The organism is Legionella cincinnatiensis (genome assembly GCF_900452415.1).
GTDB classification, from domain to species: Bacteria; Pseudomonadota; Gammaproteobacteria; order Legionellales; family Legionellaceae; genus Legionella; species Legionella cincinnatiensis.
This window is the reverse complement of the sequence record NZ_UGNX01000001.1, coordinates 2,888,741-2,913,307: the sequence shown is the minus strand read 5'-3', so window position 1 is coordinate 2,913,307 and position 24,567 is coordinate 2,888,741. Positions and strand designations below refer to the sequence as shown.

Below are 24,567 nucleotides of genomic sequence, written 5' to 3'. Positions count from 1 at the left end.
CCAATAGATGGCGCGGGGTGTCGTAAAAGCGGCTGAGAAATACCCGTTGAACTTGATCTGGTTCATACCAGCGTAAGAACGCCTTAAATCTGAGTTGATGTCTGAAAAGCATTTTGACACTAACGAAGTGTTAGTTTGTTTTGCTCAAAGATGTATTTGCTTCAGACTAAAATGGTTTAGTTTTTTCTTACCGCAAATATTCCTTGCCATCCTGTAATTCTCATTATTGAACACAAGGAGCCAAGGTATGAATGCATTATCTACACGAACAACTTTGCTACTTAATTGGTATGCAAACCCTTACCACAGTCCAATTTTCATTGCACAGGCTTTAGGATACTACCAACAAGAAGGCATCAAGCTTGCTATTTTAGAACCTAGTGATCCTAGTGATGTCACTGAGATTGTGGGCACAGGTCATGTGGATTTTGGCGTTAAGGCGATGATCCATACTTTGGCTGCTCGTGCTAAAGGTTATTCTGTAACTTCAATTGGTACCTTGCTGGATGAACCACCTACGGGATTGATTGCACTTAAATCCAGTGGCATTAATTCGTTTCAAGATATTGTTGGTAAAAGAGTGGGTTATATTGGTGAATTTGGCAAAATTATTATTGATAATTTAGCAAACTTAGCGGGTATTAATTCTTCGAGTTACGAAACAGTACGTATTGGAATGAATGTAACTGATGCGATTTGTCGCGATCTTATTGATACCGGTATTGGTTTTATTAATTTTCAGCGGGTTGAATTAGAGCATTTACGTGGTGAAACTGTATTTTTACGTTTGGATCAACTTGCTGGATTAGGTTGCTGTTGCTTTTGTTCCATTCAGTTTATTGTACCAGAACGTATGTTAGCTCAACCTAATTTGATTCAAGGGTTTCTCAACGCTACCCAACGAGGCGCTGCGTTTACTACAGAAAATCCTGATGAAGCTTATGAGCTTTTATGTCGGGCAAAACCCCAATTAAGAACCCCAATGTATCATACTATTTTTATCCGTAGTTTACCCTTTTTCTCGCGAACGCTTTTAAATGTGGATCGTGATTGGAATAAAGTAGGGCGGTTTGGTAAACACTTAGGAATTATTGATGAATCCTTTAATATCTATTCTTGTTATACTAATGAATGGTTACCTAAAATGCCTCATTCTGATATAGAGCCTATTGCTTGTTGTGCGAGTGAATAAGATCAAAATGAAAAATGTAGCGGTTATAGGTGCTGGAATTATGGGATGTCTGCTCGCCCTACGTTTACATAATGAGGGCAGGCAGGTAACTGTATTTGAATCAGAAACCTCATTTAATAATTGCAGTAATGCGGCAGCAGGACTTTTAGCTCCTATGTCAGAGCTCGACAAGGCAGAGCAAGTGATCTTTAATTTAGGAATGGAGTCTGTTGAAAAATTATGGACGCCCATTCTTAGTCAATTAAGCGAGCCCATTTATTTTCGTCGCCAAGGCTCTCTTATTCTTCATCATCCCCAAGACAAGTCTGAATGGCAGCAATTCAGTACACGGATTGTCAATCAGTTGAGTCACTCATGTTATGAATTGCTGAATCATCATGCCTTAAAGCAGATTGAACCTGAATTGCACCAATTTCAAACGGCCTATTACTTCCCACAAGAAGGGCAGCTTGATAATCAGAATTTATTATCCGTATTGAAAAAACATCTTTGCCACATCGGTGTCTTATGGCGAGCAGGGGTTTTTGTTTCATCAATATCTCCAGGGAGAATAGAAATAGAGAGGCAAAGCTTTGTTTTCGATTTTGTCTTTGATTGTCGCGGATTAGGTGCGAAAAAAACCTTTTCTGATTTACGTGGACTACGCGGAGAACTTATTTGGTTACATGCACCTGAAGTCAACTTGCAACGACCTATAAGGCTTTTACATCCGCGATATAGCATTTATATTGCGCCACGTCCTGATTCTTATTATCTTCTTGGCGCAAGTGAATTAGAAACAGAAGATTTAAGCCCCATTTCAGTACACACCAGCCTTGAATTATTAACTGCTGCTTATTATGTGCATCGAGGTTTTGCTGAGGCACGAATCATTAAAACGGTAACCCATTGTCGTCCGACCTTAACACATCACCAACCCCGTATTAAATATGCAAAACAGTTTATTGCGGTTAATGGACTTTATCGTCATGGCTATTTAATCGCCCCAGCATTGGTAGAAGAGGTCCTACGCGGACTCAAAAGTAATCAGGAACAGGTTTATTATCCAGAACTGTGGGAGGCTTATGCATGATTATATATATTAATGATCAACCCTTATCTTTAGACTCTTCGTGTACGCTACAAGAGATACTTGAGCAAAAAAATAAGAGTGCGGCACATATTGCGATTGCTATAAATAATCAATTTATTCCTAAGTCTATGTTTGCCAGGACGATTTTGCAAGAAGGTGATCGTATTGATTTGATTACACCCATGCAAGGGGGATAGCTCATGTGGAATTTAGCGGATCAAACAATGACAAGTCGCCTGCTTTTAGGGACGGCTGCTTATCCATCACTTGAAGTGATGACTCACGCAATCCGCGCTTCTAAAACAAATGTAATCACTGTTTCTATGAAACGCCAAATGCCATATGGTCAAGGAAGTGATTTATTTTGGAAAACCCTTCAATCGTTACCTTGTCATTTACTTCCTAACACAGCGGGTTGCCGTGACGCACAAACCGCGATTACTACTGCTGAAATGGCGCGCGAGCTCTTTCAAACTTCGTGGATTAAATTAGAGGTAATTGGGGATGATTACAGTTTACAGCCTGATCCGTTTGAATTAGTGCATGCTGCCGCAGAATTAGTAAAACGGGGATTTGAAGTATTTCCTTATTGTACTGATGATTTGATATTGTGTCAGCGGTTAATTGATTGTGGTTGTCGTATTTTGATGCCATGGGCTGCTCCTATTGGTTCTGGGAAAGGCCTATTGAATCCCTATGCATTGGAAACTTTACGGCAACGATTACCTGATATTACGCTTATCGTTGATGCCGGAATTGGGAAACCTTCGCATGCAACTCATATTTTAGAGTTAGGTTTTGACGCAGTTTTACTCAACAGTGCAGTCGCTTTGGCAATTCATCCAGTGATTATGGCAGAAGCTTTTGCCCATGCGGTTATTGCCGGTCGTAATGCATTTGAAGCAGGGATTATGGCTGAACGAGTTGCAGCCCAATCTTGTACTCCTTTGATTGATACACCATTTTGGCATCGGGAGTTGTAATAATGCAAATGGTATGGGCAGATACAGAAATAGAAGTAGTCTTATACACTTTTCGAGACTTTGGGGTTGAAGTGCAACGACCCCAATTTTATATTGAAAGTATGCCTGCAGCGATAAAAGTAGGTTTTCAAATCTCTTTAGAAGAGATTTATTTGACCCAGTGTTATTCGATTCCTATTGTTTTAGATGCGTTTTTTGGGTTACAAAAAATGTATTACAAAAAAAGTGACTTAACTTACTGGTTCTCTTTGGCTGATCTTTTAGTATTGGATACCCATGAAGCGGAGCTCATTTTAGGTTATAAGATTGCTTCTCATCAAGCCATGCAACAAGCAGCTCACGAATTATTACGGTTGGGCAACCAAAGTATTCTTCTCTTAGGTGAACATTTACCTGAAGCTTGGTGCCATGATTATTGGACTAATGGAGTTGTTTCATTTTGGTTGACTCAAAGCCGTATTCCTCATACAAAATACTCCGAAAGTCGTTCAATTCTTTCAGCGGCTGTTACTGCATCTTTGGCTCTTGGTTATGCGTTAGAAGATGCAATCATTATCGCAAAAATGTATACCCATCAGGCTATTCGCCGGGCACAAACAGGTTTTGATTTCGGGGGCTTTCCTGAGGATGAAATCGATTTACCTTATCTTGCGTCAATACCATTATATGAAGCACCACAACCCTTTAAACTTTGTCATCGTTTGGGTCTTTATCCTGTTGTGGATAGTTTCGCGTGGGTTGAGTTGTTATTGAATGTGGGCGTGAAAACCATTCAATTGCGGATAAAAGAACAAACAGAGACTTTAGAAAAAGAAATTCAACGTAGTATTGCTTTGGCAAAAAAACATAATGCTACTTTATATATTAATGATTATTGGGAGTTGGCATTAAAATTCGAAGCCGATGGAGTACATTTAGGACAATCTGATTTAGATACTGCTGATATCGCTGCAATTAGAAAGAGAGGATTATTACTGGGAGTAAGTACCCATTGCTATTATGAAGTGGCAAAAGCACATGCAATTAACCCTTCTTACATTGCGATTGGCCCCATTTATCCAACTACTAGTAAAGAAATGCCTTTCTTGGCACAAGGAATTGATCGTTTAAAGCGCTGGCAACGTACTTTAAATTATCCTTTGGTCGCAATTGGGGGTATCAACATTGAGCGCATGTCCGATGTGGTTACAACAGGTGTTCAGGGGGTGGCTCTTATTTCTGCAATTACAAAAGCCCAAGATCCACGCAGAGCTACGGAACAACTTTTAAGTTTTATTAAAATGTAAGTAGTCATCGCTTATCTATTATTAGGATCTGTATCTTTGCTTACAGGTTCAAGTTAAGATTGAATGCTACAAAAGCAGTTTTAACACTTTCTGTGTTGGTATGCTTTTTCCCGATAAAATTCGTTCAATATGAGGACGTAAAATATCCAGTTCTGTTGATTTAAAGTGACTCTTTGGAAAATATACTCCATTCATTCTTTGTTTGTTCAAAATTGTTTTATCTTGCTTGAATGCTAAATGGATAAAAGGTAATAAAAGAAATTTTTTCACCCATCGATTGAACCAATGGTTTCTATAAATGATTAATAAGAATACTCGATATTCATTCCCATCATTTACCGGGCTTAAGAAAAAAGCAAAGCCAGCGGTAAGATGTTGACTACCATGATACTCTAACTCAGCAATCAGTGGTGAATGAAATCGTCCTATAGAAAATTGGCGATCTTGTTCAAAAAAAGAACTAACCCATCCAGATTGTTTGTCTTCATTGTCATAACGTATTTCTGCATGAAATTTTTCCACCGTTAAAGTTGCTGTTACCAACTGCCTTTTCTCATGATGTCTTAATAAGCCTGCATGAACAAAATGGGTGTGTGTCGCATCTAAAACATTTTCCAAGACATTAAGCAAATCACCTTTTAATGGAAATTGGATGCAATGTGATAAATAATCCTGACCTTGAAGCGCGGGTACTGAATACAAAGGCAGGGTATGTTCATCAGGCTCCAAACAAACAAAAATCATGCCTAGATGCACTTGGGCGGCATAAGCAGGTACACAATAATGCTGGGTATCAATGGGCTTATTAAGACCAGGAATTGCAACACAAAGTCCTTGTGCATTAAAACGCCAACCATGGTAACAACATTGGATACTATTCTTGGTTACGGTGCCTTCTGACAAAGGAACTCCTCGATGGGGACAGCGATCTTGCAGCACGATCACCTCTTCTTTTAACTTGAAAAGCACCAAAGGCATGTTGCACAATAAAAAACGCTTTGGACGTGTTTTAATCTCGTTAACCCAAGCTACAGGCAACCATTGGTTCTTTAAATTCATAATTGATACCTTTTCAAAATGGAGATCAACAAGTTATTGAGTAAACTTTGAATTATTCTCCATGCGATACGTCGATAAAGAGGCAAATGTTTGGTGTACACTGCAGAATATTCAATAAAAGGCTGACCTCCACGTAAACGCTTAAAACCCGAAGCCCCGGAGCTTAAATTCAGGCAAATGCTTTTTTTATCGGTATAATCCAAAACTAAGTATATCAGCATGCGGTATAGGGCACATTGATTAGGAAGATGAGTGTTGTATCCAACCAGCGGTGCTGTGATTACTGTTTCACTATCAAATATTCCCATAATTCCTTGGAGCACACCTTTTTTATCCCTGAGACCAAAAAAAGTCAGCAACTTGTTTTTATGCCAATAGGCAATTAAACGTTCGCTAAATTGAGGATTATGTTGAGAGTATTTTTTCAAATACAAAAGATTATACAGATGCACAATGACAGGATAATCCTGTTCTGAAATCTGTTCGTGCGTCACGAGCGTAAACTCTCCCTTAGCTAAAGCTCTACGATCGTTTTGCGTGTTGTTGCGTTGTTTGAACAGGCAGAGTTTATTATCAAAAATATAAACTTGACGTGAGGCTACAAAAAAGAAATTCAACTGACGCAAATGTTCAATAAGTTCTTTATTCGTATGTTCATTGAGCGAACGATACATGATCGCATGATGTGGGTAACGCACAGATAAGCTCTTTAAGGCATCCTCTGCCCCTTCACCTTTCCAATCAGGGTAGGGATTGGTCGACAAGTAAAAATTATTGATGCATACATTTTGATTAATATGCACTGCTCTCAAAAAACCACCTAGAGCTTTCATGAGTCCGTTTAAAACCAATCGTAAAGGATAATTTTTAATTTTAAACAGCTCATCTTGTCCATAAGTGACTAGGGCATTGTATGGAGAGCAGACGTATGAAGAATGATATTCCTGATTATTGACGGTCACAGGAAAGATAAAGCCACCGATGTTTAAAGAAGACATGTGGGACTCTACGTTGAGCATCCATTTTTGGGTGGGACCTTGGATAAAAGGTTCACTGTATTTTTGACTTTTTTCATTAAAGTTCATAAATACCCATTAAATTCAATGTCATCTGTAGAGGCACCGTGAAAGCTTTTTCTTTCTTTCACCATACGAAAAACAATATTAAACAAGGTCATCATGCTTTTAAGTTCTAACCAAGGATAGGCCGGATCATTTAGTATATCTTTTGCTGCACGATAGTCAGCAATAAATCGTTTGGGATCTTCACGTAAATAAGGCAATCCATGCATCATCATTCCAAGTCCAAGCATTAATGCTTGTTCGGTTACTTGGTAATTTTGCTTTTTTCTATCCCAAATTTGTAACCAATTGAGGTAGGGAGCAACCAAATGAAAGCCACTCGTTGTTCTTGGATTACATTCCAAAACAAAGGCTTTATTTTCATCCAAGATAAAATCGAAGGCAATTTGCCCACTGAATTGATATTGCTTACAAAATATCTCAATGAATTGTTGAATAGGCTCCGGATCCGCAGGTTCAAAATAAATTCCAGCAGCGGGGCCTGCGGTATATTTGGGATGGTAACACGAGTGGATTAATACCTTTCCTTCATGCGCTATAGCATAGGCACAATATTCTTTGCCTGTAATGAAGCGTTGGGCTAAATAAGGCACATCCAAAACTAATGCATCAATCACTTGTTGATTGGGTTTAAGAATCACATGTTCCCCAAAACGTGAGAATATAGGTTTTAAAACAATATTCGTATTTGATGGAATGTGTTTTTTATCTTCTTCAGTACGTAATAACCAGCTTTCTGGTGCGTTAAGTCCATATTGTAATGCAAGTTGATTGAAGTCGTATTTGTTATGCAATGGATTGAGTCTGTGAAAGGGTTCACAAAATAATTGAGCATGTTTGGATAATTCTTCATGGCCTTGGCTAATAAAGAAAATTTCTTCGCATGTGGGGATCAACCAATCAATTTGATACTCAATCAATAAACTCTTGAGTGTTTTTAAAAAAGCATCTAAGCCTCGATTAGGTTTTGGGAAAGTCAGATGTTTCTTAATACCTGTGACAAAACGACCCAAGGGAAAGTTCATACTGTCTGCACTGTATACTTCATGACCTTCTCGAATCAGAGTTCGGATGATATCCATACTTGCTGGAGCACGAGCTCCTGTGACTAATACTCTCATTTCTCCCCGTTTCCAATCAGTATTGGAAAAACTAAAATGTTAAAGCTCTCCAACGGATCTGTAAATAAATTTATGTTGTTTATTATAGTTAGTATAAACCTATTAGTACGGCCTTTCTTAAATTTAAAAATTGATCTTTTATTCTGTTTTATGATTTTCTCACTGTTGTTAAACTATTTATCCTACGTTAAGAGGAACTAAAATGTCTTTTTTACCTGAGCTAAAACGATATACTCAGCAAATTAAATTAGAAGAAATAGGTATTCTTGGGCAAGAAAACCTGCAAAATGCAAGAGTATTGTGTGTAGGTGCTGGAGGAATAGGAGTTACTTTACTGACTTATCTTGCTGGTGCAGGGGTTGGGACTATAGGGATTATCGATGATGATCTTATTGAGGAAAGTAATCTGCATCGCCAAATTCTTTATCAAGAAAAGGATATTTGCAAGGCAAAAGCTGTTGTTGCAAAAATGAAATTACAAGCGTTAAATTCAAATATTAAGATACATTCTTATACATTTCGTTTAACTGCAGATAATGCCGAAGAAATTATTGCTCAATACGATCTTGTCGCTGACTGTTCCGATAATTTTTATACGCGCTATCTAGTCCACGATACTTGCTATCATCTTGTAAAACCTTATGTTTATGCGAGTGCTTATCAGTTCCAGGGGCATTGTTCTTTATTTTATGGAAAACAAAATCCATGTTTACATTGTTTATTTCCAGTTATTCCTGATACGGGTACAAATTGTCAGAATGGTGGTGTTTTAGGTACTCTTCCTGGGCTATTAGGTATTTTGCAAGCAACAGAAATAATTAAGTGGATTACTGCTAGCGGGGTTTCACTATTAAATCGATTATTATGTATCGATTTTCTAACCATGGATATAAAAAATATTCAACTCACTAAAAATGAAGAGTGTCCGTTTTGTGTCTATGGGCAGACTCTAAATGAACGTGATTTTGGATTGTGTACTGAGTCGAATCATGAATATACAGTCTCAGGAGAAGCTTTATCCGATTTTTTAGAAGCAAATCCAGGGATATTATTGCTGGATGTTCGAACAGCAGAGGAACACAGCGATAAAAATTTAGGAGGGAAATTAATTCCTTTGGCTCAGTTGCCTATGCGTCTGCATGAACTTAATCCTTTAGAGCCTATCCTTATTTATTGCCAGTCTGGTCGCAGAAGCCAGCGAGCTGTAATCTTATTAAAAGAGGCTGGGTTTCGTACCGTTTATCATTTAGCTCATGGAGTCAATTCATTATCGAGATGAGAGGGATGTAAAAGATGAAGTTATATTATTCGAAGGCTTTCATCGATGAAAAGCATCTTTCTTAAAGTCTGGTATTTTTACACCCTTATAATTAATAAAAGTCATCATTCCAGTCGCTTCATGATAGAGCATATGGCAGTGAAACATCCAATTTCCGGGGTTATTGGTATCAAATTGTATTTTAATTGTAGAATGAGGCAAAACTAAAACAGTATCTCGCATGGGCCCGTTTTTAAGTACTTTACCATCAATTTCTGTAACTTCGAAAAAATGACCATGTAGATGCATTGGGTGGGGCATTCCCGTTTTATTGATTAAAACTATTTCTGTTCTTTTATTTTTATCAACACTTAATGGAGTAATATTAGGCCAAGCTTGATTGTTCATTTTCCAAACATAATTCATCATATCACCTTCTAAAGTGACAGTCAGTGTTTGCATGGGTTGTTTTACAGGGAGAGGGGACAAGGCGTGGCTTTTGAATTCTTGCTCGTTATTAAGTCCACCAGCAATTGTGGCTGCTTTTTCGGACACTGATATTTTGGGGGCATTTGGAGTAGCCAAGATTAAACCCGTTTGCATTTGGGTTCCTGCTCCTTGAGCCAAAATAGGGTATGCTCCTTCGCCTTTAGGAATTTTAATGAGGATATCAATACGCTGTCCTATAGCAAGCTGAAATTGATTTCCAAATATTTCTTTAATAGGTTGTCCATCAACAGCGATTGCTTTGCCTTTAAGTTTTCCCAGGTTGATAAAAAAATTAGTCATTGCTGCACCGTCAATAATACGCAGACGAACCACTTCCCCACTATGGACTGGGAGTATTTCTGGATTGGAAAGACTATGATAATTTGTTAAAAAAGCATCATAAGTTACATCATTTAAATCAGGCTTTGACGTTTTGGACATCTTTTTTTTCATCGTCATTGCATCCATTTCTGATTTTTGATCCCCTCTCTTTTTTAAAGATGCAGTTCCTTTATGTTTTAATTCATATAAGATAGCTTCTGGTTTTTTATAGCTAAAGTCACTGAGAAATAAAATCACATCATTTTTATTATTTTTTTCATGTGGTTCATAGATGATAAATGGAGCAGAAAGAAAGCGCTGGACTTGTAAGTCAAAATGAGAATGCATCCAATAAGTTCCTGACTGATTTAATTTAAAACGATAGTGATACTCTCCCTGAGGTGGGATTGGTAGCTGTGTTACATAAGGCACACCATCTTCCGCGTTAGGTAGAATTAATCCATGCCAATGAACGACTGTGGGATGATTGGTCGTATTTTTAACTATTGCATCAAAGTATTGGCCTTTTATTCCTTTATAACCCCAAGTTCCATCTGGTTGTTCAATTTTAAATACTTCAGTTTTTTTTCCATGAATAACTAGAGGAATTTTTTTTATGATAAGAAGAGTGGGGTGCTTTGAAAGTTCAAGATTTTTTTCGGCTAATGTATACCCAGATATAGGGTAGCTCATTATAGATAACAGAAGAACAAGCATCAGATTGTTCATTTATATCCCTTTTTAAACTGTTATTGGAAATTATAGCTTAGAAAATGGGAGGCAATATTATGAAAAACTGTTTTAATTTCCACTTTGATTCATTTACCTTAAGAGCAATTCGCTATATGATGTCACGCGATTATCAATCGTAGATTAAAGGAGATAGTATGAGTTTTTTTATTAGCGATGCTATGGCTGCCGCGGGGACTACATCAGCACCTCAAGCAGATGGAACTTTTTCACTCATCATGATCGCCGCTATTTTTGTGTTGTTTTACTTTATGCTCATTAGACCACAAAACAAAAGAGCAAAAGAGCATCGTGATTTAATAGGTAAGTTAAAAAAAGGTGATGAAATCATCACTTCAGGGGGAATACTAGCTAAAGTAGTTAGTTTAGATGAGCAATACATTAAAATCAGTCTTGTAGAAGGTGTGGAGATTAATTTACAAAGAGGCGCGGTGAGTGCTGTATTGCCAAAAGGTACTTTAAAATCTCTTTAAAAAGTCATAGGTACACGGAAAATGCAAAATAAATATCCTTTATGGAAAAACCTGATGCTCATCGTTATTGCAGTCGTTGGGTTAGTTTACGCCATACCTAATTTGTATACAGAAAATCCTGTGGTGCAAATATCATCTGAAACACCAGTAGATTATGATGAATTAAAAAATCAGGTAGAAAATATCTTAAATAAGGATAAGCTGCACTATACCTCCCTTGTTGTTCAAAACGAAGGTGTTGAAGTGGTTTTTTCCTCTACTGATGCTCAATTATTAGCTCGTGACACTATTAAAAATGCTTTAGGATCCCAGTACACAGTGGCTTTAAATTTAGCACCTTCTACTCCAGGATGGTTGGATGCAATTCATGCTGCACCAATGAAACAAGGTCTGGATCTTAGAGGAGGAGTGCACTTTTTACTCGAAGTTGATGTGGAAAGTGTGATTAGTCGCCGTTATGAAGGAATCATGAAAAATATCAGTCAGGAGTTACGTGAGCTTGGTATTCGTTATACAGGCATACGTTTTGTACCTGATAAAGGTGTTGATTTACGTTTCCGTGATGCTGAATCTACGAGTAATGCTTTTGTAGGTTTGAAAGAAAAAATACCTGATCTTATCTTTGTAAAAAATAAGACAAATAATGGAATTATGGCATCAGTTTCTCCTACTGAATTAAATACTATGCGACAAAATACTATTGAACAAACAATGAGTATCTTACGTAATAGAGTGAATGAACTAGGAGTTGGTGAAGCCGTAGTCCAACAACAAGGGGCGACTCGTGTTGCTGTGGATTTACCGGGAATTCAGGATGCAGCGCGTGCGAAGCAAATTCTTGGAGGTACTGCAACCCTACAATTTTATTTAGTAGATCAAGATAATGATCCCCAAATTGCCAAACAAACTGGAGTTGTTCCGGTCAATGATAAATTGTTGATGATGGATGGATATCCTATCTTATTAAAGAGACAAGTAGTTTTAAGTGGTGATTCAATCACTTCTGCGGTTTCTAGCTATGATCAACAAACGGCAACTCCAGCAGTACAAATACAACTTGGCGGGGGTGGTGAAAGTTTGTTTACTAAAGTTACTCGTGAGAATATTGGTAAACGTATGGCCATTGTGTATGTTGAAACTAAAAACAGCATACAAAGCGTAAATGGAGTTGAAAAAAGAATCACCCATCGTGAAGAGCGTGTCATTAGCGCTCCAGTAATTCAAAATGCTTTAGGTAATAATTTTCAAATTACAGGACTTGCTGATTCTAAAGAAGCAAGCAATTTGGCTTTACTGTTAAGAGCGGGAGCTTTACCAGCAGCAATTTATCCTATAGAAGAGCGTACTGTGGGCCCAACTTTAGGAAAAGAAAATATTCGCAGAGGCATCATTTCTCTGGAAGTAGGCATGGGCTTAATTTTAATTTTGATGTTGTTCTATTACCGGTTTTTTGGGTTCATTGCGGATGTTGCTTTATTACTTAATCTGGTGTTGCTGTGTGCCTTATTATCTGTAATTGATGCAACCCTTACTCTTCCAGGTATTGCTGGAATTGTATTGACGGTAGGTATGGCTGTAGATGCGAATGTGTTGATTTATGAACGTATCCGTGAGGAATTGCGACATGGTTTGTCACCGCAAGCAGCAATTTATGCTGGATATGAACGTGCTTTTGCAACCATTCTTGACGCGAACATAACTACCTTAATTGTGGCAATTATTCTTTTTGCAGTAGGTACGGGGCCTGTGCGTGGATTTGCGGTAACCCTTTCATTAGGATTATTAACCTCCATGCTCACAGGGATTACTTATACCCGTGGCATTGTAAATTGGTATTATGGTGGTAGAACCGTAAAAAAACTATCTATAGGTATTTAAAGACGAGGCGCAGATGGAATTTTTTAATCCAAATTCAAACGTGGACTTTATGGGAGCTCGTCGTTGGACGGCGACATTCTCTATATTGATTTTTGTTCTTTCTATTGGTGCTTTGGCCATTCATGGTTTGAAATGGGGACTGGATTTTACGGGTGGAACTCAAATTGAAGTTTCTTATTCTTCTGCTGCTGATTTACCCTTAATTCGAGAAAACCTGGCTAAAGCAGGATTTAAAGAAGCACAGGTTGTCAGTTATGGTACGTCTAAAGATGTGTTAATTAGTATTGCGCCACGAGAAGATAAAGAACAAGCACGCTTGGTTGATCAAGTGATGACTGCTTTGCCAGGGGCAAGCAAACAACGAGTTGAATTTGTTGGCCCCCAAGTAGGTCAGGAACTAGCAACTAAAGGCGCGTTAGCGGTTGTGGTTTCATTATTAGCGACAATGATATACATTGCGATGCGGTTTGAGTATAGGCTTGCGGTGAGTTCTGCTGTTGCACTTGTGCATGATCCTGTTTTAATATTGGGAATTTTTGCTCTTTTTGGTGTCGAATTTGATCTAAAGGCATTAGCTGGATTATTAGCAGTAATTGGATATTCATTAAATGATACGATTGTAGTTTTTGATAGGGTACGTGAAAATTTTGTTAAAATTCGTCGTGCTACTTCTATTGAAATTATGAATATCTCGATTAACCAAACCCTGTCACGAACTATTATGACCTCTATGTTGACCCTGTTTGTCGTTCTTGCTTTATTTATTTATGGCGGCGAGGCTATACATGGATTTTCTTTAGCATTGATAATCGGTATTCTTATTGGTACTTATTCTTCCATCTATGTGGCAGGGGCTTTGGCGGTAGCTATGGGTCTCGATAGAAAAGATTTTCTCCCAAGCCAACGTAAAGAAGTTGATAATCGACCTTAACTGTCTAATCTGGGCACGTTTTAACGTAGTGCCTGGTTTTAGTAATGGAATTCACTTAAGGCTAAAAACAGTTAAATCTTCAGAGCATCGTCTTGTTTATATCGCTTTGTTTATAATGATTTAACTGTTTTTTAATTTTAAATTAGAGATAAGCCTTCAAGTTCATCTGGTTCAGTGATTATGGGTTCTTTACTGCCCGATTGCTTTATTTCCGTGCCCCCTTTGTTTGAGGTATAAAGTACTATTTGTTTGTTGAGTTCCTCGATTACTTCTGGAGGGATTTGCATGGGCGTGTTTTGTATCTCTTCACCCTCAATGCGTATTTCACCTTCTTCGGTAATTTCAAGAGTTTTTTTGGTGTAACCAGAGGGTAATGCATTTTCAGGAACAAGTTGAATAGGAATTCCAGCAATGATTGTAGCACCATCTACAATACGTATCCCATCTATAACTGCAAATTGTGGTGTCTTACTGTAGTAACGACCAATCAAAGAACAAACAGACCACAGTAGATTATAAGCAAGATCAAAAGGAAGTCCCACTCCTATGCCCACTCCTTGTCCCAAATATCCTGCGGCTTTTCCCATAATATGAGCCAGGCTGATTGTACAAAAAGAGGTAAGAAGTTTAGTCGCAATGACAGGCGCGAAAAGAGCAACTCCAGTGGTTCCTGCGGGACTGAAAACTAATAAAGTACTTCCAACGAGGGCAGTTAATTGCACACGTGGACTGATTGCTGAAGTGGAGTTACTTACTCCTTCTGCCAATACGACACCAACAGTTGCTCCAACATAGGAAAAAGCTGCTCCGAATAAAGGTTGGGTGAGTGAGATGATCGGGAAATTTATAGATGGATCTTTGGTTTCTTTTTTATGGCACATTTCTTTTAAAAATGTAGAGAATTGTTCCCATTCTTTTTCAGTAAATGGTGTTATTCCTTTTTGCTGTAATGTTGCATTAGAATGCTCAAAAGCACTAGGAGTTTTAATAAGTCGCTCTGCTGTTAAACAGCATGTTTCTTTATCTTCATCGTCTAAGAAATTTTCAGCAGTTATTCCTAAATAGTCTTCGATGATTCGATATAGGGCAGAGTTTCTTTTTGAACTACTAATTTGAGATTGTACATAAAGACAGGCTGCAAGAAAAAATCGTGCTGCAATAAGATAAACTTGACGTTGTTGCGGCGTTTTAATTTCCTCTTCACTTAATAAGTGAATTTTAAGAATCGCATTCACTTTTTCTAAAAATAAAAGTTGTTTGTTTCTACTAACAACATCAGTTCCGCCAAAAAAAATAGGTGTGCCGATTAGCGAAGGTTTTGCGTTGAGATCAACATGCTTTTCAGTTTCATAAGCTTTACGTATGTTATCGAATTTGGCAAGATTTCCTGGTGCAAGAATAAAGCGCATAATGTCCCTCGTCCTTGTGGTAAAGTACGTAATGTACGTGTTGTTCCATTAACTATTTATCTTACTTCTAAATTGTATAAATGCAATGTTATTTGATTATTTTTTACTAAATTGTTGTAATAAATTGAAGGTTTTTAGTTTATTTAGAGATTAACTTATTGAAATGATGCTTTTTTTTTAGATTGTGTTACTTTTAATTTATTAACTATAGTATTGTTCATCAAACTAAGTTTTTTATAGAGAAGGTAAGTGAATTGATAAACAACACGCAAAAGGTAAGCCTCATGGAAAGGCTTAAACATTTGTTTAAACTTCTTCGCATCTCGCATTGGACAAAAGGTGCATTTGTGATGCTCGGATTTTGTTATACACCTATCCCGGGATATTTTGTTCCCGCATTGCTAGCTACTTTAGCGTTTTGCCTTATTTCTAGTGCCGTTTATATTTATAATGATATTGAAGATCGAACGGAAGATAGCTTACACCCTCAGAAACGACATAGACCATTGGCAAGTGAGAAAATTACAGTTTCTGAGGCAATTTTTATGCTGTTTTTGCTTTTAATTGCTGGGCTTGCTTTAGGTTGGTTAATTTCTACGAAATTAGCAATTATTCTTTGTATTTATTTAGTAATAAATCTAGCGTATAACCATCTTTTTAAGTTAATTCCTATTATTGATGTGCTTTGTATCGCTGCGGGATTCATGTTGCGAGTTTTAGCAGGTACGGCAGGTATTGGTTTAAGTATCTCTGTTTGGCTTACTGTTGCAGCAACCTTAGTGAGTCTTTTTATTGCTTTAAATAAGCGTAGAATGGAAATGCAATTAGGTCTAAAACATACCACACGTAAAGTATTGAAGAAATATAATCCTTTAATGCTTCATTGGTTAATAATTGTTATAGGTATTGCTAGTTTTCTTACGTATGTTTTTTATATTATTTATGCAAGAGATCAATCGTTTTATTTTATGTTGACTGTGCCTTTTGCTGCGATTGCGCTATGGCGTTTTGCTTGGCTTGCAATGCAAGATATTGAAAATGACGATCCTGTAATTGTTTTTTTACATGATCAATTATCACGAATTAATCTTTGGTGCTTTATCGTGTTAACTTTTATGGCATTAGCACAATGAAATCTGAATTACGTTGGTATGATTGTATTTTCATTTTATTATTTCTCTATTTATTGATTTTACAAATACAGGCGATTTGGCCATTCACAATTGATGATATGTACATTTCGTTGCGTTATGCAAGACATTGGGCAGCTGGCACAGGTTTATTGTGGAATGTGGGTGCTCCTCCGGTAGAAGGTTATTCAAATTTTCTTTTTGTTGCTCTTGGGGCTTTAACAATCCTTTTAAAAGGGAATCCCATTATTGTCTTAAAAATAGCAGGATTAATAGGACTTTATTTTACCTGCTATTTTATCTATTTAATAAGTCGATTTTGGTTTTCCAAACGAGAATCACTCTTACCTTGTTTGGGTTTATTATTTTACAAAGGGCAAATTATCTGGGCAATTAGTGGTTTGGAAACAGCGGCTTACCAAGCACTTATTTGTGGCGCTGTATATTTTTGCTTCAGAGGAATGGGATATCAATTATTCCCTGGCTTTCGTGGCAAATCAGAAAACAAATACTTTGTTTTTGCGGGATTATTGCTTGCACTTGCCGGGATGACTCGACCCGAAGCTCCTGCTTTAATGATCTTATTTTTTATCTTGCTTTGCTGGGATAGACCTCAAAAAGAAATAAAACATTATGGGCAAGGAGTATTTCTTTTTTGTTTAACTTTAGTTCTATTTTATGGGCCTTACTTTTTATGGCGACTTACCTATTTTGGATTTCTTTTCCCTAATTCAGTATATTGTAAAGGATTATCTGATGTTTTTACTTTGACTTTAGATAGCAATTACTTAAAATTGATATGGCCATTTGCTCTTCTTGCTTTACCTGCTTGTAATAAGTCTGAAGGGAAGCGACATTATTTTTTATGGGTGCCCAGTGTTTTTTATTTAATAATGTTGGTAAATTCAGATCCCATAGTTGCTTTTGATAATCGTCTTTTCTTACCTGCATTTGGATTACTCCTTCCTTTAGCATTGCAAGGGATTAGCATTTTAGTATATGCCTTTTGGCAAAAAAGAGACTTCGTTTTTAATACGCTTTTTTATTTAGTTTATTTTACAATAGTGCTTTTTTTTATACCAAAAATGAGCTTGGCAGATTATCGATATTTTTCTCAAAATCCTATTCGAGGAGAGCAATTACGTATACAGGTGGTAGATTGGTTAAATAGTCATATTTCTATGGGGGCTTCAGTCGTTTTAGCCGATTGTGGCTTAATACCTTATTTGAGTCATTTAAATTATATTGATTCATATTGCTTAAATAACTTATCAATGGCACATTACCCTGAAAAACTCAGGTATGAGCTATTTTGCAATAATATTTTGCATAAAAAGCCAGCAGTTATTATTTTGACTTCATTAATTGAGCAAGGGAAAGTAATATATACCCCTAGTGATGTTTGCTTAAAAAAATTGTTAAATAAGCAAAATAATTATACATTAAGTCAAATTTATATGGCCAATAACCCTGACTCAATTTATCGTTATGAAATATATACAAACTCTTCTGATATTTTGCCAATTAAATAATAAATTATTTATTCGAGTTTTCCGTTATAAAAAGCAATTTTTTGATGTTATAAAGAGAAACCTAATGTACTATCTCTTGCTCACAAATGAGTTCAGAAGGATTATTATATGATCGAAATTGCGAAAATCTTTTTGAAGAGATTGTATCTAAAATCACCTGTTCTTCTGAATGATATTCTCGCAATTCCCATAGCTTGGTATGCTGCATATTGGTTACGATACAATCTACAGCCTTTTCCAGAACGGCTTACGTCTACACATTCTTTTTATGCTTTGGCTTTATTAACAGTCATTCAAGTGGCTTGCTATTTCTATTTTAAAACATATCGAGGCTTATGGCGGTTTTTTTCATTAAATGATGTAATTCGAATATTAAAAGCATCTTTGACTGCTACAACAATAGCAATTCCTGTCTTATATTTAACTTCGATTCTTCATGCACTTCCTCGTTCAATATTTCCTTTATATTGCGTTATCTTAACTGCTTTTCTTTGCGGTGCCAGGTTGTTGAGGAGAATTTATTGGGACCGACGAGCTAGAGGGAATCAGACGACTGAAATAAAGCGAGTGCTAATAGTGGGTGCTGGCATGGCCGGGGAGGGATTAGTCCGGGATTTAAAACGGAGCAATCAGTACAAGCCGATTGGTTTTATTGATGATAACCTATCTAAGAAAGGCTTAGAAGTACACGGAGTTCCAGTACTGGGAACTACTAGCCAAATTACCACGCGAGTTCGAGAATATGCGATTGATTTGATTTTTATTGCTATTCCATCAGCAAGCTCTTCAATTATGCGGCGTATCGTGACTTATTGCGAAAACAGCAAAGTTCCTTTTAGTACATTGCCGGGTCTTAATGACTTAGCCTCTGGCAGAGTTGAAGTGAATGCTTTAAGGCCGGTAAATATAGAGGATTTGTTAGGTAGAGAGCAAGTTAATTTACAATGGGATAAATTAATCGCAAAGATTTCTGAAAAAAGAGTATTGGTAACTGGAGGAGGGGGCTCAATTGGTTCTGAATTATGCCGGCAAATTTTAGCTCTTAAACCTAAAAGTTTGGTCATTATTGAAAATAGTGAATTTAATTTATATCAAATTGAACTTGAGTTGAAGCAAAGTTTTCCTGATATTCCTGTAGAACTTAAATTAGTAAGTATTACTGATGAAATAGCGATTAATCATCTATTTACTGATTATTCTCCTGAAATTGTATTTCATGCTGCTGCTTATAAGCATGTTCCTCTTCTGGAAAATCAAATACGCGTTGCCGTTTTGAATAATATTTTAGGAACACAGATAGTTGCAAAGGCAAGTGTGGCGGCCCATACTGAAAAATTTATTTTGATTTCCACTGACAAAGCAGTAAATCCAACTAATATCATGGGTACCACCAAAAGAGTTGCAGAAATTTTTTGTCAAAATTTGAATGGTAAGGTAGAAACTCAATTCATTACAGTTCGCTTTGGAAATGTTTTAGGTTCTGCAGGAAGTGTGGTTCCTCTCTTTCAAAAACAATTACAAAGTGGTGGTCCAATAAAGGTGACTCATCCTGATATGCAACGATATTTTATGACTATACCCGAAGCATGTCAGTTAATTTTGCAGGCTATGGTTAATGGGCAAGGAGGGGAAATTTTTGTGCTGGACATGGGAGAGCCAGTTAAAATTAGCTACTTGGCCGAGCAAATGATCCGCTTAGCTGGGAAGGAGCCCGGAAAAGATATCATGATTGAATACACAGGATTACGTCCAGGAGAAAAATTGTTTGAGGAGCTTTTCCATGAATCAGAACAATTGGATTCAACAGAGCATGAAAAATTATTCAAAGCAAAATTTCGTGAATTGAATTGGAATGAACTAATGCAAACAATGCATTTACTCAATAGTGCCTGCAAGGAAAACCAAGAAGATGAATTACTTATTTTATTAAAGAGTTTAGTTCCCGAATTACATGCAACTGTTCTAGAGACAGTATTTTAATTGATTTTATTTATTAAGTAGTAGTAACTTAATTTTAATACTAAGGGAAAGAGGTTTTTGGAATGATAGTCTCTTATGATGATTTTGCAAAAATAGAGTTGCGTTCTGGTACTGTTGTTAAGGTTGAAGAGTTTCCACGTGCAAAGAAACCAGCATATAAAATATGGGTTGATTTTGGTGAAAACATAGGTATATTGCAAACTTCTGCACAAGTTACGGTACATTACACCCCAGAATCTTTATTAGGACGTTCTGTAGTAGGATGTGTTAATTTAGGTGAAAAAAACGTCGCAGGCTTTATTTCACAATTTTTATTAGTTGGATTTTCGGATGAGAGTGGAGCTATATGCTTGATTACCGCCGATCCCAAAGTACCTAATGGACAAAAGTTACATTAGCCTCTGAGACACTTTACATCCTATGATACGAAATAACTGGAACTAGAATTCAGAATATTAACCGCGCGCGCAGCAAGCATTAAAATAATTGTTAATGAGATAAGCGCTTGGAGCATGGTCATACACTTTGCCCACCGAGTTAATACAGGTGTATCTGTTGGAGAAAAGGCTGTTGTAGTGTTAAAAGCGAGGAATAAATAATCCACAAAATGGGGTGCCCAGTTTTTTAGGGAGTTGGGTACTCCGGCTGTTTGTGTTAAAGAAAGTTGTATTTGAGGAAATAAAAATGCAGTTGAACCGGCACTTTCCTTTAATTCTCGTTGCACCGGGCCCCCAGCATCTAAGCTCCAATACCATAATGCAAAAACAAGGATGTTAGTTGTCCATAAGATGACTGAAGAAAGCAGTAAGTGGTTTGGGCCAATTTGTCCATGAATTGTAGCAAGAATCAGTCGGCTTACTGAAATGACTGTATAGAGGGTGATAAGAATATTAACTGCCAATATCAGATAGTGATTAATACGATTATTATTATTCCATAGAGTGATTATTAATGGGATCAGAAGTAAAGTTACCAAGCCAAGGAGTAAACCTCTGGGACCCCAATAAAATATTTGGGGTAAAGCTTCATAAAGCAAAGCAATAATAATAAGAGCAAGCCAGGTTGGCCAGCGGTTATTAAGATTTTTTAAACGATTGTGCCTCATAATCTTGCTGCTATGAATTCCTTTCATATTTTTCTTATTTCCCTTTTACTTCGAGCTTTATAGTATCTCTAGCAGAACCCATCAAACTGGAGGAAATAGATCTTGAAATTTAACTCTAGTTTTTAAATGTAATGCTTTTTTCCTTTTCTTCGAGAGATCAAAGAGCTTATAGATTATTATGGGGATCACAAAGCTCACCGTACCAATATAAAAAGCGAGTTTATAGGTAGGATCCTTATTGAGCACCAGGAAGAACAAGGCGATAAACATAAGTATAATTGCAAGAATTCCGGTATAAGGTGAATAAGGAGTTACATAGCGAAGATTTTTTGTAGTATATCCTGCTTGATACAATCTACTTCTAAAGCGAATTTGTGACGTACATAAAGAAATCCAGGCCAGGGTGCCAGTAAAACCAGATACCAGAAGTAGGGCTATATAAAGTTTTGTTTGTCCAAAAAAGTAACCTACGCCTAAAAGGATCCAAATGGTTATTAATGTAGCAATAACGGCATTTTGAGGTACGGAGTTTTCATTAAATTTTGCAAAGGTATGCGGTGCCATTCCATCACGAGCTAAGGCATTCAGGGCGCGTACAGTGCCGTAAAATCCAGAGTTAGCGCAAGATAATGTTGCACTAAGGGTCACAAAGCTGGTTACTGCACCAGCCCATTTTAGATTGTAGAAGTTGAGCGCATCAGCAAATACTGAATTTGATAATCCCGCTTTTTGCCATGGAAAAATTAACACCAAGCAAAATACAGGGATAATGTAGATGAAAAGAATTCTTAAAGTAACATTTCTGATGGCATGTGGAATCATTCTCGCCGGGTTTTCTGATTCTCCAGCAGCAAGGCCAATGATTTCAGACCCTTGATAATTTACAAGCAAAAGAACCATAGCCGTTAACAATGGCATGGTTCCATTAGGAAGGAAACCACCATCACCTATGATATATTTAGTCCCAATTATGCCATTAGACTCTGGGCTATGGATTAAGCCAAAGAAAATTAAAATTGCTAAAATAACAAAGCCTAATAAAGCTAAAATTTTGATTAAAGCAAGCCAAAACTCAATTTCCCCAAAAGTATCTACTTTTGCAAGGTTAATATAAGTAATCAATAAACCAAAACAAATAGCCCATATATAACCATTCACTCCGGTAAACATTTCCATTATTATTCCCCCCGCCACACATTCGGCAGGGATATATGCTACCCAACTAATCCAATAAGACCATCCTACACCACAAGCAACTGATGGAGATATAAAATCAGCGGTATAAGTAACAAATGAACCTGATATTGGAATAGCTACAGCAAGTTCCCCCATACACAGCATAGTTAAGAAAATGATTAAACCGCCTAGTATATAAGCTAAAAATACAGAGGGACCGACCAGGTTTATAACTTCACCTGTGCCTAAAAAATAGCCTGAGCCAATAATTCCTCCTAATGCAATAAGTTGCACATGGCGGTCTTTTAGCCGGCGGCTATAACCACTGTCTTTAACGGTTTTTTCTGTATCCACTGTACTATTTTTCACGAGCTGTTTATTTCTCACAGGTTGCCATGATTTTAGGTGACGCTATGTTATATTCATCTGCAATAATTTAAAACTATTCTCAATTAAAAAAGCAGAAAAATATTTCTTATATTACATTAAATTTTTTTTCTACTAATGCAAAAGATGATTCAACGCATCATTATAAATCATTTTTTATCTATTTGAATATTTTTTTGCTAATTTGGTAAAAATTATTATGAATTAAAGTCAGAACATTCATAATTAGTTTTCGCAAGAACGCATTAAAAATGCTCATTTTATTTTATATTTCAATAAAAAATCATCATTTAACGACTCTTATTCGTTTAAGTAAGGACAAAACAAAGAATAATTATAAGCTATTGCATCACCACTTAACTTAAGTATACTTTTCTATACGCCGCTGTAGCTCAGTCGGTAGAGCAGTTGATTCGTAATCAGAAGGTCCGCAGTTCGATTCTGCGCAGCGGCAGTAGTAAAATCAATAAGTTACGTAATTTCCTCGTTATAGTCAGTTTTTTGTGTCGCACTTGTGTCGCATTTTAATAATATAGATATATAGCATAACTAATAATGCTAAATTACTTGTGTTATGAGATCAAAAAATAAACTATAATCTAGTTATGGTTAATATTTGAACATTTCGGGTAATATGAATCATTTTTCTGCTCAATCGCTTACCTCAACATTAGAATCTTATTCATTACTTAAAAATGATTGGGATAGTGAAGGAGCATGTGCCCCAACCACGGAAGATATTAATAATGCTTTCAAGTTCATCAGATTAATTCAAGAACAAGATGTTCAAGAGCCAATAATTGGGATTTCAAGTAGTGGTGAGATTAATTTTGTTTGGGATGATAAAGAGCTAGGGATCTATATAGATATTGGTTTTAAAAATGGAGGCTACTCATATTACTGTATGAATAAAAATGAACAAGAAAAATTAAAAAATGAGGAGCAATACAACAAGGATGATCTTATATGTCTTATGGAAATTTTAAAGCCAAAATTCGAAGTTCACATATAAATACTAGTGATGTAATTATTCGACATATTATGTGTAAGGATTTTGATCATAATTCAAAAACGGTAAAAACATCTGCCTTTGATACTGCCAAACTACTAGGTAATGGATTATCAGTTTCTATAGAAAGACTGCTTGATAAACAAACGCGTACTTCAGTTATACGTAGCTTAGAAAAAAATAAATTTAAATTCATTTGCGACTATAAAAGTAAATCAATAGCTATACAGAATATTTATGATGACAATATGATTCAAGCTTTTGAATTAAATTATTCTCCTCTTATCGATAATTTGGCTCATGCTGAGATAAAGTTTTCTATCACACTTGCTTCTTTAACACCTGCCCATCATAAAAAGTATCGAAAATTGTTAATGGATAAATTTACAATTTAAATTTCACAAGAGATGGCTTGATATATCATTATTTGTTTGCGAATTCCTAATAGATTCTAATTCTAGGGAAGACAGAAAACCTCAGTGAACAAGATGTTTTATAAACTGCTTTCTTTGCTGGAAGAAAGTGGAATACAAAATCGGGATTCATCATCTTTTATTGAAAATTGACAATGCCAGAGAGCACCAGTTTTTGTATCCGCTAGAATATAAGTCCACATATTATGAGTTTTTGTTAAGGCAAATCTTCCATTAGGATCTGTAGCGCTAGCATGAGATTCAGTTGATATAGGTGTTGTCCCTTCGAAATGTTTGTCATCAAGCGAGTATTGGGTTTGCCATAAGCGGCCAGTCCGAGTATCAAGTAATAAAGTAGTAAAGATATTCTCTGTTTTATATACACGAAATCTTGGCGTTTCTTTAACTGTATTAGATTCATTGCAACTAACTAAAAAAAGCAGTGTTAACACTGTAACAATAAATTTTTTCATGGACATTATTCACTTAATTAAACAATTATGCTAATCCCACAGAGATTTCCTTGTTTTT

At 36.5% G+C, this 24,567-nt stretch carries 23 protein-coding genes, 1 tRNA gene and 1 riboswitch; of the genes, 16 read left to right on the top strand and 8 right to left on the bottom strand.

All coding sequences use genetic code 11. The features are described from left to right. Positions 1-3 precede the first annotated feature (3 nt). Positions 4-96, top strand: a riboswitch (TPP riboswitch). 151 nt (positions 97-247) lie between these two features. From DYH34_RS13010 to thiE, 5 genes are read left to right on the top strand one after another with little or no spacing between them, the layout of a single operon-like run. Further along, positions 248-1,192, top strand: coding sequence for an ABC transporter substrate-binding protein (locus tag DYH34_RS13010; protein WP_058464625.1), 945 nt, complete (start codon positions 248-250; stop codon positions 1,190-1,192). A 7-nt stretch (positions 1,193-1,199) separates the two neighbouring features. Beyond that, positions 1,200-2,264 carry an FAD-dependent oxidoreductase gene (locus DYH34_RS13005; protein WP_058464626.1) on the top strand — a complete coding sequence of 355 codons (1,065 nt, stop codon included), beginning with the start codon at positions 1,200-1,202 and terminating at the stop codon, positions 2,262-2,264. Next, positions 2,261-2,461 (top strand): sulfur carrier protein ThiS, encoded by a 201-nt coding sequence (thiS, locus tag DYH34_RS13000; protein WP_058464627.1) that lies wholly within the window; start codon positions 2,261-2,263, stop codon positions 2,459-2,461. Before DYH34_RS13005 ends, thiS begins: the two co-directional genes overlap by 4 nt. 3 nt (positions 2,462-2,464) lie before the next feature. Then, on the top strand, positions 2,465-3,247 hold the full coding sequence (locus DYH34_RS12995; protein WP_058464628.1) for a thiazole synthase: 783 nt from the start codon (positions 2,465-2,467) through the stop codon (positions 3,245-3,247). 2 nt (positions 3,248-3,249) lie between these two features. Next, entirely contained in the window at positions 3,250-4,533 is a 1,284-nt protein-coding gene (gene thiE, locus DYH34_RS12990; RefSeq protein ID WP_058464629.1) for a thiamine phosphate synthase, read from the top strand. Between the two features lie 66 nt (positions 4,534-4,599). On the opposite strand, the gene DYH34_RS12985 is transcribed toward thiE, so the two are convergent. The 3 genes from DYH34_RS12985 to DYH34_RS12975 are packed head-to-tail and all read right to left on the bottom strand — an operon-like array spanning position 4,600 to position 7,795. Then, positions 4,600-5,592, bottom strand: coding sequence for a Rieske 2Fe-2S domain-containing protein (locus DYH34_RS12985; RefSeq protein ID WP_058464630.1), 993 nt, complete (start codon positions 5,590-5,592; stop codon positions 4,600-4,602). Beyond that, on the bottom strand, positions 5,589-6,677 hold the full coding sequence (locus tag DYH34_RS12980) for a hypothetical protein (protein ID WP_058464631.1): 1,089 nt from the start codon (positions 6,675-6,677) through the stop codon (positions 5,589-5,591). Before DYH34_RS12980 ends, DYH34_RS12985 begins: the two co-directional genes overlap by 4 nt. Next, a complete protein-coding gene (locus tag DYH34_RS12975) occupies positions 6,674-7,795 on the bottom strand; it encodes an ATP-grasp domain-containing protein (protein WP_058464632.1) in 1,122 nt (373 codons plus the stop codon). The genes DYH34_RS12980 and DYH34_RS12975 overlap by 4 nt, the downstream gene beginning before the upstream one ends. A gap of 202 nt (positions 7,796-7,997) precedes the next feature. On the opposite strand from DYH34_RS12975, the gene DYH34_RS12970 reads away from it, so the two are divergent. Then, on the top strand, positions 7,998-9,074 hold the full coding sequence (locus DYH34_RS12970; protein WP_058464633.1) for a HesA/MoeB/ThiF family protein: 1,077 nt from the start codon (positions 7,998-8,000) through the stop codon (positions 9,072-9,074). 39 nt (positions 9,075-9,113) lie between these two features. Here the strand turns inward: DYH34_RS12970 and DYH34_RS12965 are convergent, their stop codons facing one another. After that, a complete protein-coding gene (locus tag DYH34_RS12965; protein ID WP_058464634.1) occupies positions 9,114-10,592 on the bottom strand; it encodes a multicopper oxidase family protein in 1,479 nt (492 codons plus the stop codon). A 158-nt stretch (positions 10,593-10,750) separates the two neighbouring features. Here DYH34_RS12965 and yajC point away from each other — a divergent pair, with 158 nt between their 5' ends. From yajC to secF, 3 genes are read left to right on the top strand one after another with little or no spacing between them, the layout of a single operon-like run. Then, the gene (gene yajC, locus DYH34_RS12960; RefSeq protein WP_058464635.1) at positions 10,751-11,086 is read left to right on the top strand and encodes a preprotein translocase subunit YajC; all 336 of its coding nucleotides are present in this window, start codon (positions 10,751-10,753) and stop codon (positions 11,084-11,086) included. Between the two features lie 21 nt (positions 11,087-11,107). After that, complete coding sequence (secD, locus tag DYH34_RS12955) at positions 11,108-12,964, top strand: protein translocase subunit SecD (protein WP_058464636.1); 1,857 nt, start codon at positions 11,108-11,110, stop codon at positions 12,962-12,964. 13 nt (positions 12,965-12,977) lie between these two features. Beyond that, a complete protein-coding gene (secF, locus tag DYH34_RS12950; RefSeq protein ID WP_058464637.1) occupies positions 12,978-13,895 on the top strand; it encodes a protein translocase subunit SecF in 918 nt (305 codons plus the stop codon). Positions 13,896-14,032: 137 nt separating this feature from the next. Here secF and DYH34_RS12945 read toward each other — a convergent pair whose 3' ends face one another. Then, positions 14,033-15,304 carry a hypothetical protein gene (locus DYH34_RS12945; protein WP_058464638.1) on the bottom strand — a complete coding sequence of 424 codons (1,272 nt, stop codon included), beginning with the start codon at positions 15,302-15,304 and terminating at the stop codon, positions 14,033-14,035. A 284-nt stretch (positions 15,305-15,588) separates the two neighbouring features. Here DYH34_RS12945 and DYH34_RS12940 point away from each other — a divergent pair, with 284 nt between their 5' ends. The 4 genes from DYH34_RS12940 (at position 15,589) to DYH34_RS12925 (ending at position 20,344) form a co-directional block, all read left to right on the top strand. Beyond that, a complete protein-coding gene (locus DYH34_RS12940) occupies positions 15,589-16,437 on the top strand; it encodes a decaprenyl-phosphate phosphoribosyltransferase (RefSeq protein ID WP_058464639.1) in 849 nt (282 codons plus the stop codon). Continuing rightward, complete coding sequence (locus DYH34_RS12935; RefSeq protein WP_058464640.1) at positions 16,434-17,966, top strand: protein LphB; 1,533 nt, start codon at positions 16,434-16,436, stop codon at positions 17,964-17,966. The genes DYH34_RS12940 and DYH34_RS12935 overlap by 4 nt, the downstream gene beginning before the upstream one ends. A gap of 108 nt (positions 17,967-18,074) precedes the next feature. Beyond that, the gene (locus tag DYH34_RS12930; protein ID WP_058464641.1) at positions 18,075-19,946 is read left to right on the top strand and encodes a polysaccharide biosynthesis protein; all 1,872 of its coding nucleotides are present in this window, start codon (positions 18,075-18,077) and stop codon (positions 19,944-19,946) included. A gap of 62 nt (positions 19,947-20,008) precedes the next feature. Next, positions 20,009-20,344 carry a tRNA-binding protein gene (locus DYH34_RS12925; RefSeq protein ID WP_058464642.1) on the top strand — a complete coding sequence of 112 codons (336 nt, stop codon included), beginning with the start codon at positions 20,009-20,011 and terminating at the stop codon, positions 20,342-20,344. A gap of 20 nt (positions 20,345-20,364) precedes the next feature. Here the strand turns inward: DYH34_RS12925 and DYH34_RS12920 are convergent, their stop codons facing one another. Beyond that, positions 20,365-21,078, bottom strand: coding sequence for a hypothetical protein (locus DYH34_RS12920; protein ID WP_058464643.1), 714 nt, complete (start codon positions 21,076-21,078; stop codon positions 20,365-20,367). Between the two features lie 54 nt (positions 21,079-21,132). Beyond that, on the bottom strand, positions 21,133-22,596 hold the full coding sequence (locus tag DYH34_RS12915; RefSeq protein ID WP_115342666.1) for an amino acid permease: 1,464 nt from the start codon (positions 22,594-22,596) through the stop codon (positions 21,133-21,135). 399 nt (positions 22,597-22,995) lie between these two features. Between DYH34_RS12915 and DYH34_RS12910 the strand changes: the two genes are divergently transcribed. The 3 genes from DYH34_RS12910 (at position 22,996) to DYH34_RS12900 (ending at position 24,018) form a co-directional block, all read left to right on the top strand. Beyond that, positions 22,996-23,068 (top strand) — tRNA-Thr (locus DYH34_RS12910). 180 nt (positions 23,069-23,248) lie between these two features. Next, positions 23,249-23,626, top strand: a complete 378-nt coding sequence (locus DYH34_RS12905) for a hypothetical protein (RefSeq protein ID WP_058464645.1) — start codon at positions 23,249-23,251, stop codon at positions 23,624-23,626. After that, on the top strand, positions 23,581-24,018 hold the full coding sequence (locus DYH34_RS12900) for a hypothetical protein (protein WP_058464646.1): 438 nt from the start codon (positions 23,581-23,583) through the stop codon (positions 24,016-24,018). Before DYH34_RS12905 ends, DYH34_RS12900 begins: the two co-directional genes overlap by 46 nt. Before the next feature lie 98 nt (positions 24,019-24,116). On the opposite strand, the gene DYH34_RS12895 is transcribed toward DYH34_RS12900, so the two are convergent. Next, a complete protein-coding gene (locus tag DYH34_RS12895; RefSeq protein ID WP_058464647.1) occupies positions 24,117-24,509 on the bottom strand; it encodes a hypothetical protein in 393 nt (130 codons plus the stop codon). Positions 24,510-24,567 lie beyond the last annotated feature (58 nt).

Bases quoted from the DNA above. Each gene is read 5' to 3' on its own strand.
- secF (WP_058464637.1), top strand. From the start codon at position 12,978: ATGGAATTTTTTAATCCAAATTCAAACGTGGACTTTATGGGAGCTCGT.
- DYH34_RS13005 (WP_058464626.1), top strand. From the start codon at position 1,200: ATGAAAAATGTAGCGGTTATAGGTGCTGGAATTATGGGATGTCTGCTC.
- yajC (WP_058464635.1), top strand. From the start codon at position 10,751: ATGAGTTTTTTTATTAGCGATGCTATGGCTGCCGCGGGGACTACATCA.
- DYH34_RS12940 (WP_058464639.1), top strand. From the start codon at position 15,589: ATGGAAAGGCTTAAACATTTGTTTAAACTTCTTCGCATCTCGCATTGG.
- DYH34_RS12995 (WP_058464628.1), top strand. From the start codon at position 2,465: ATGTGGAATTTAGCGGATCAAACAATGACAAGTCGCCTGCTTTTAGGG.
- DYH34_RS12965 (WP_058464634.1), bottom strand. From the start codon at position 10,592: ATGAACAATCTGATGCTTGTTCTTCTGTTATCTATAATGAGCTACCCT.
- DYH34_RS12895 (WP_058464647.1), bottom strand. From the start codon at position 24,509: ATGAAAAAATTTATTGTTACAGTGTTAACACTGCTTTTTTTAGTTAGT.
- secD (WP_058464636.1), top strand. From the start codon at position 11,108: ATGCAAAATAAATATCCTTTATGGAAAAACCTGATGCTCATCGTTATT.
- DYH34_RS12945 (WP_058464638.1), bottom strand. From the start codon at position 15,304: ATGCGCTTTATTCTTGCACCAGGAAATCTTGCCAAATTCGATAACATA.
- DYH34_RS12905 (WP_058464645.1), top strand. From the start codon at position 23,249: ATGAATCATTTTTCTGCTCAATCGCTTACCTCAACATTAGAATCTTAT.
- thiE (WP_058464629.1), top strand. From the start codon at position 3,250: ATGCAAATGGTATGGGCAGATACAGAAATAGAAGTAGTCTTATACACT.
- DYH34_RS12970 (WP_058464633.1), top strand. From the start codon at position 7,998: ATGTCTTTTTTACCTGAGCTAAAACGATATACTCAGCAAATTAAATTA.
- thiS (WP_058464627.1), top strand. From the start codon at position 2,261: ATGATTATATATATTAATGATCAACCCTTATCTTTAGACTCTTCGTGT.
- DYH34_RS12935 (WP_058464640.1), top strand. From the start codon at position 16,434: ATGAAATCTGAATTACGTTGGTATGATTGTATTTTCATTTTATTATTT.
- DYH34_RS12920 (WP_058464643.1), bottom strand. From the start codon at position 21,078: ATGAAAGGAATTCATAGCAGCAAGATTATGAGGCACAATCGTTTAAAA.
- DYH34_RS12900 (WP_058464646.1), top strand. From the start codon at position 23,581: ATGTCTTATGGAAATTTTAAAGCCAAAATTCGAAGTTCACATATAAAT.
- DYH34_RS12925 (WP_058464642.1), top strand. From the start codon at position 20,009: ATGATAGTCTCTTATGATGATTTTGCAAAAATAGAGTTGCGTTCTGGT.
- DYH34_RS12985 (WP_058464630.1), bottom strand. From the start codon at position 5,592: ATGAATTTAAAGAACCAATGGTTGCCTGTAGCTTGGGTTAACGAGATT.
- DYH34_RS12975 (WP_058464632.1), bottom strand. From the start codon at position 7,795: ATGAGAGTATTAGTCACAGGAGCTCGTGCTCCAGCAAGTATGGATATC.
- DYH34_RS12980 (WP_058464631.1), bottom strand. From the start codon at position 6,677: ATGAACTTTAATGAAAAAAGTCAAAAATACAGTGAACCTTTTATCCAA.
- DYH34_RS12930 (WP_058464641.1), top strand. From the start codon at position 18,075: ATGATCGAAATTGCGAAAATCTTTTTGAAGAGATTGTATCTAAAATCA.
- DYH34_RS13010 (WP_058464625.1), top strand. From the start codon at position 248: ATGAATGCATTATCTACACGAACAACTTTGCTACTTAATTGGTATGCA.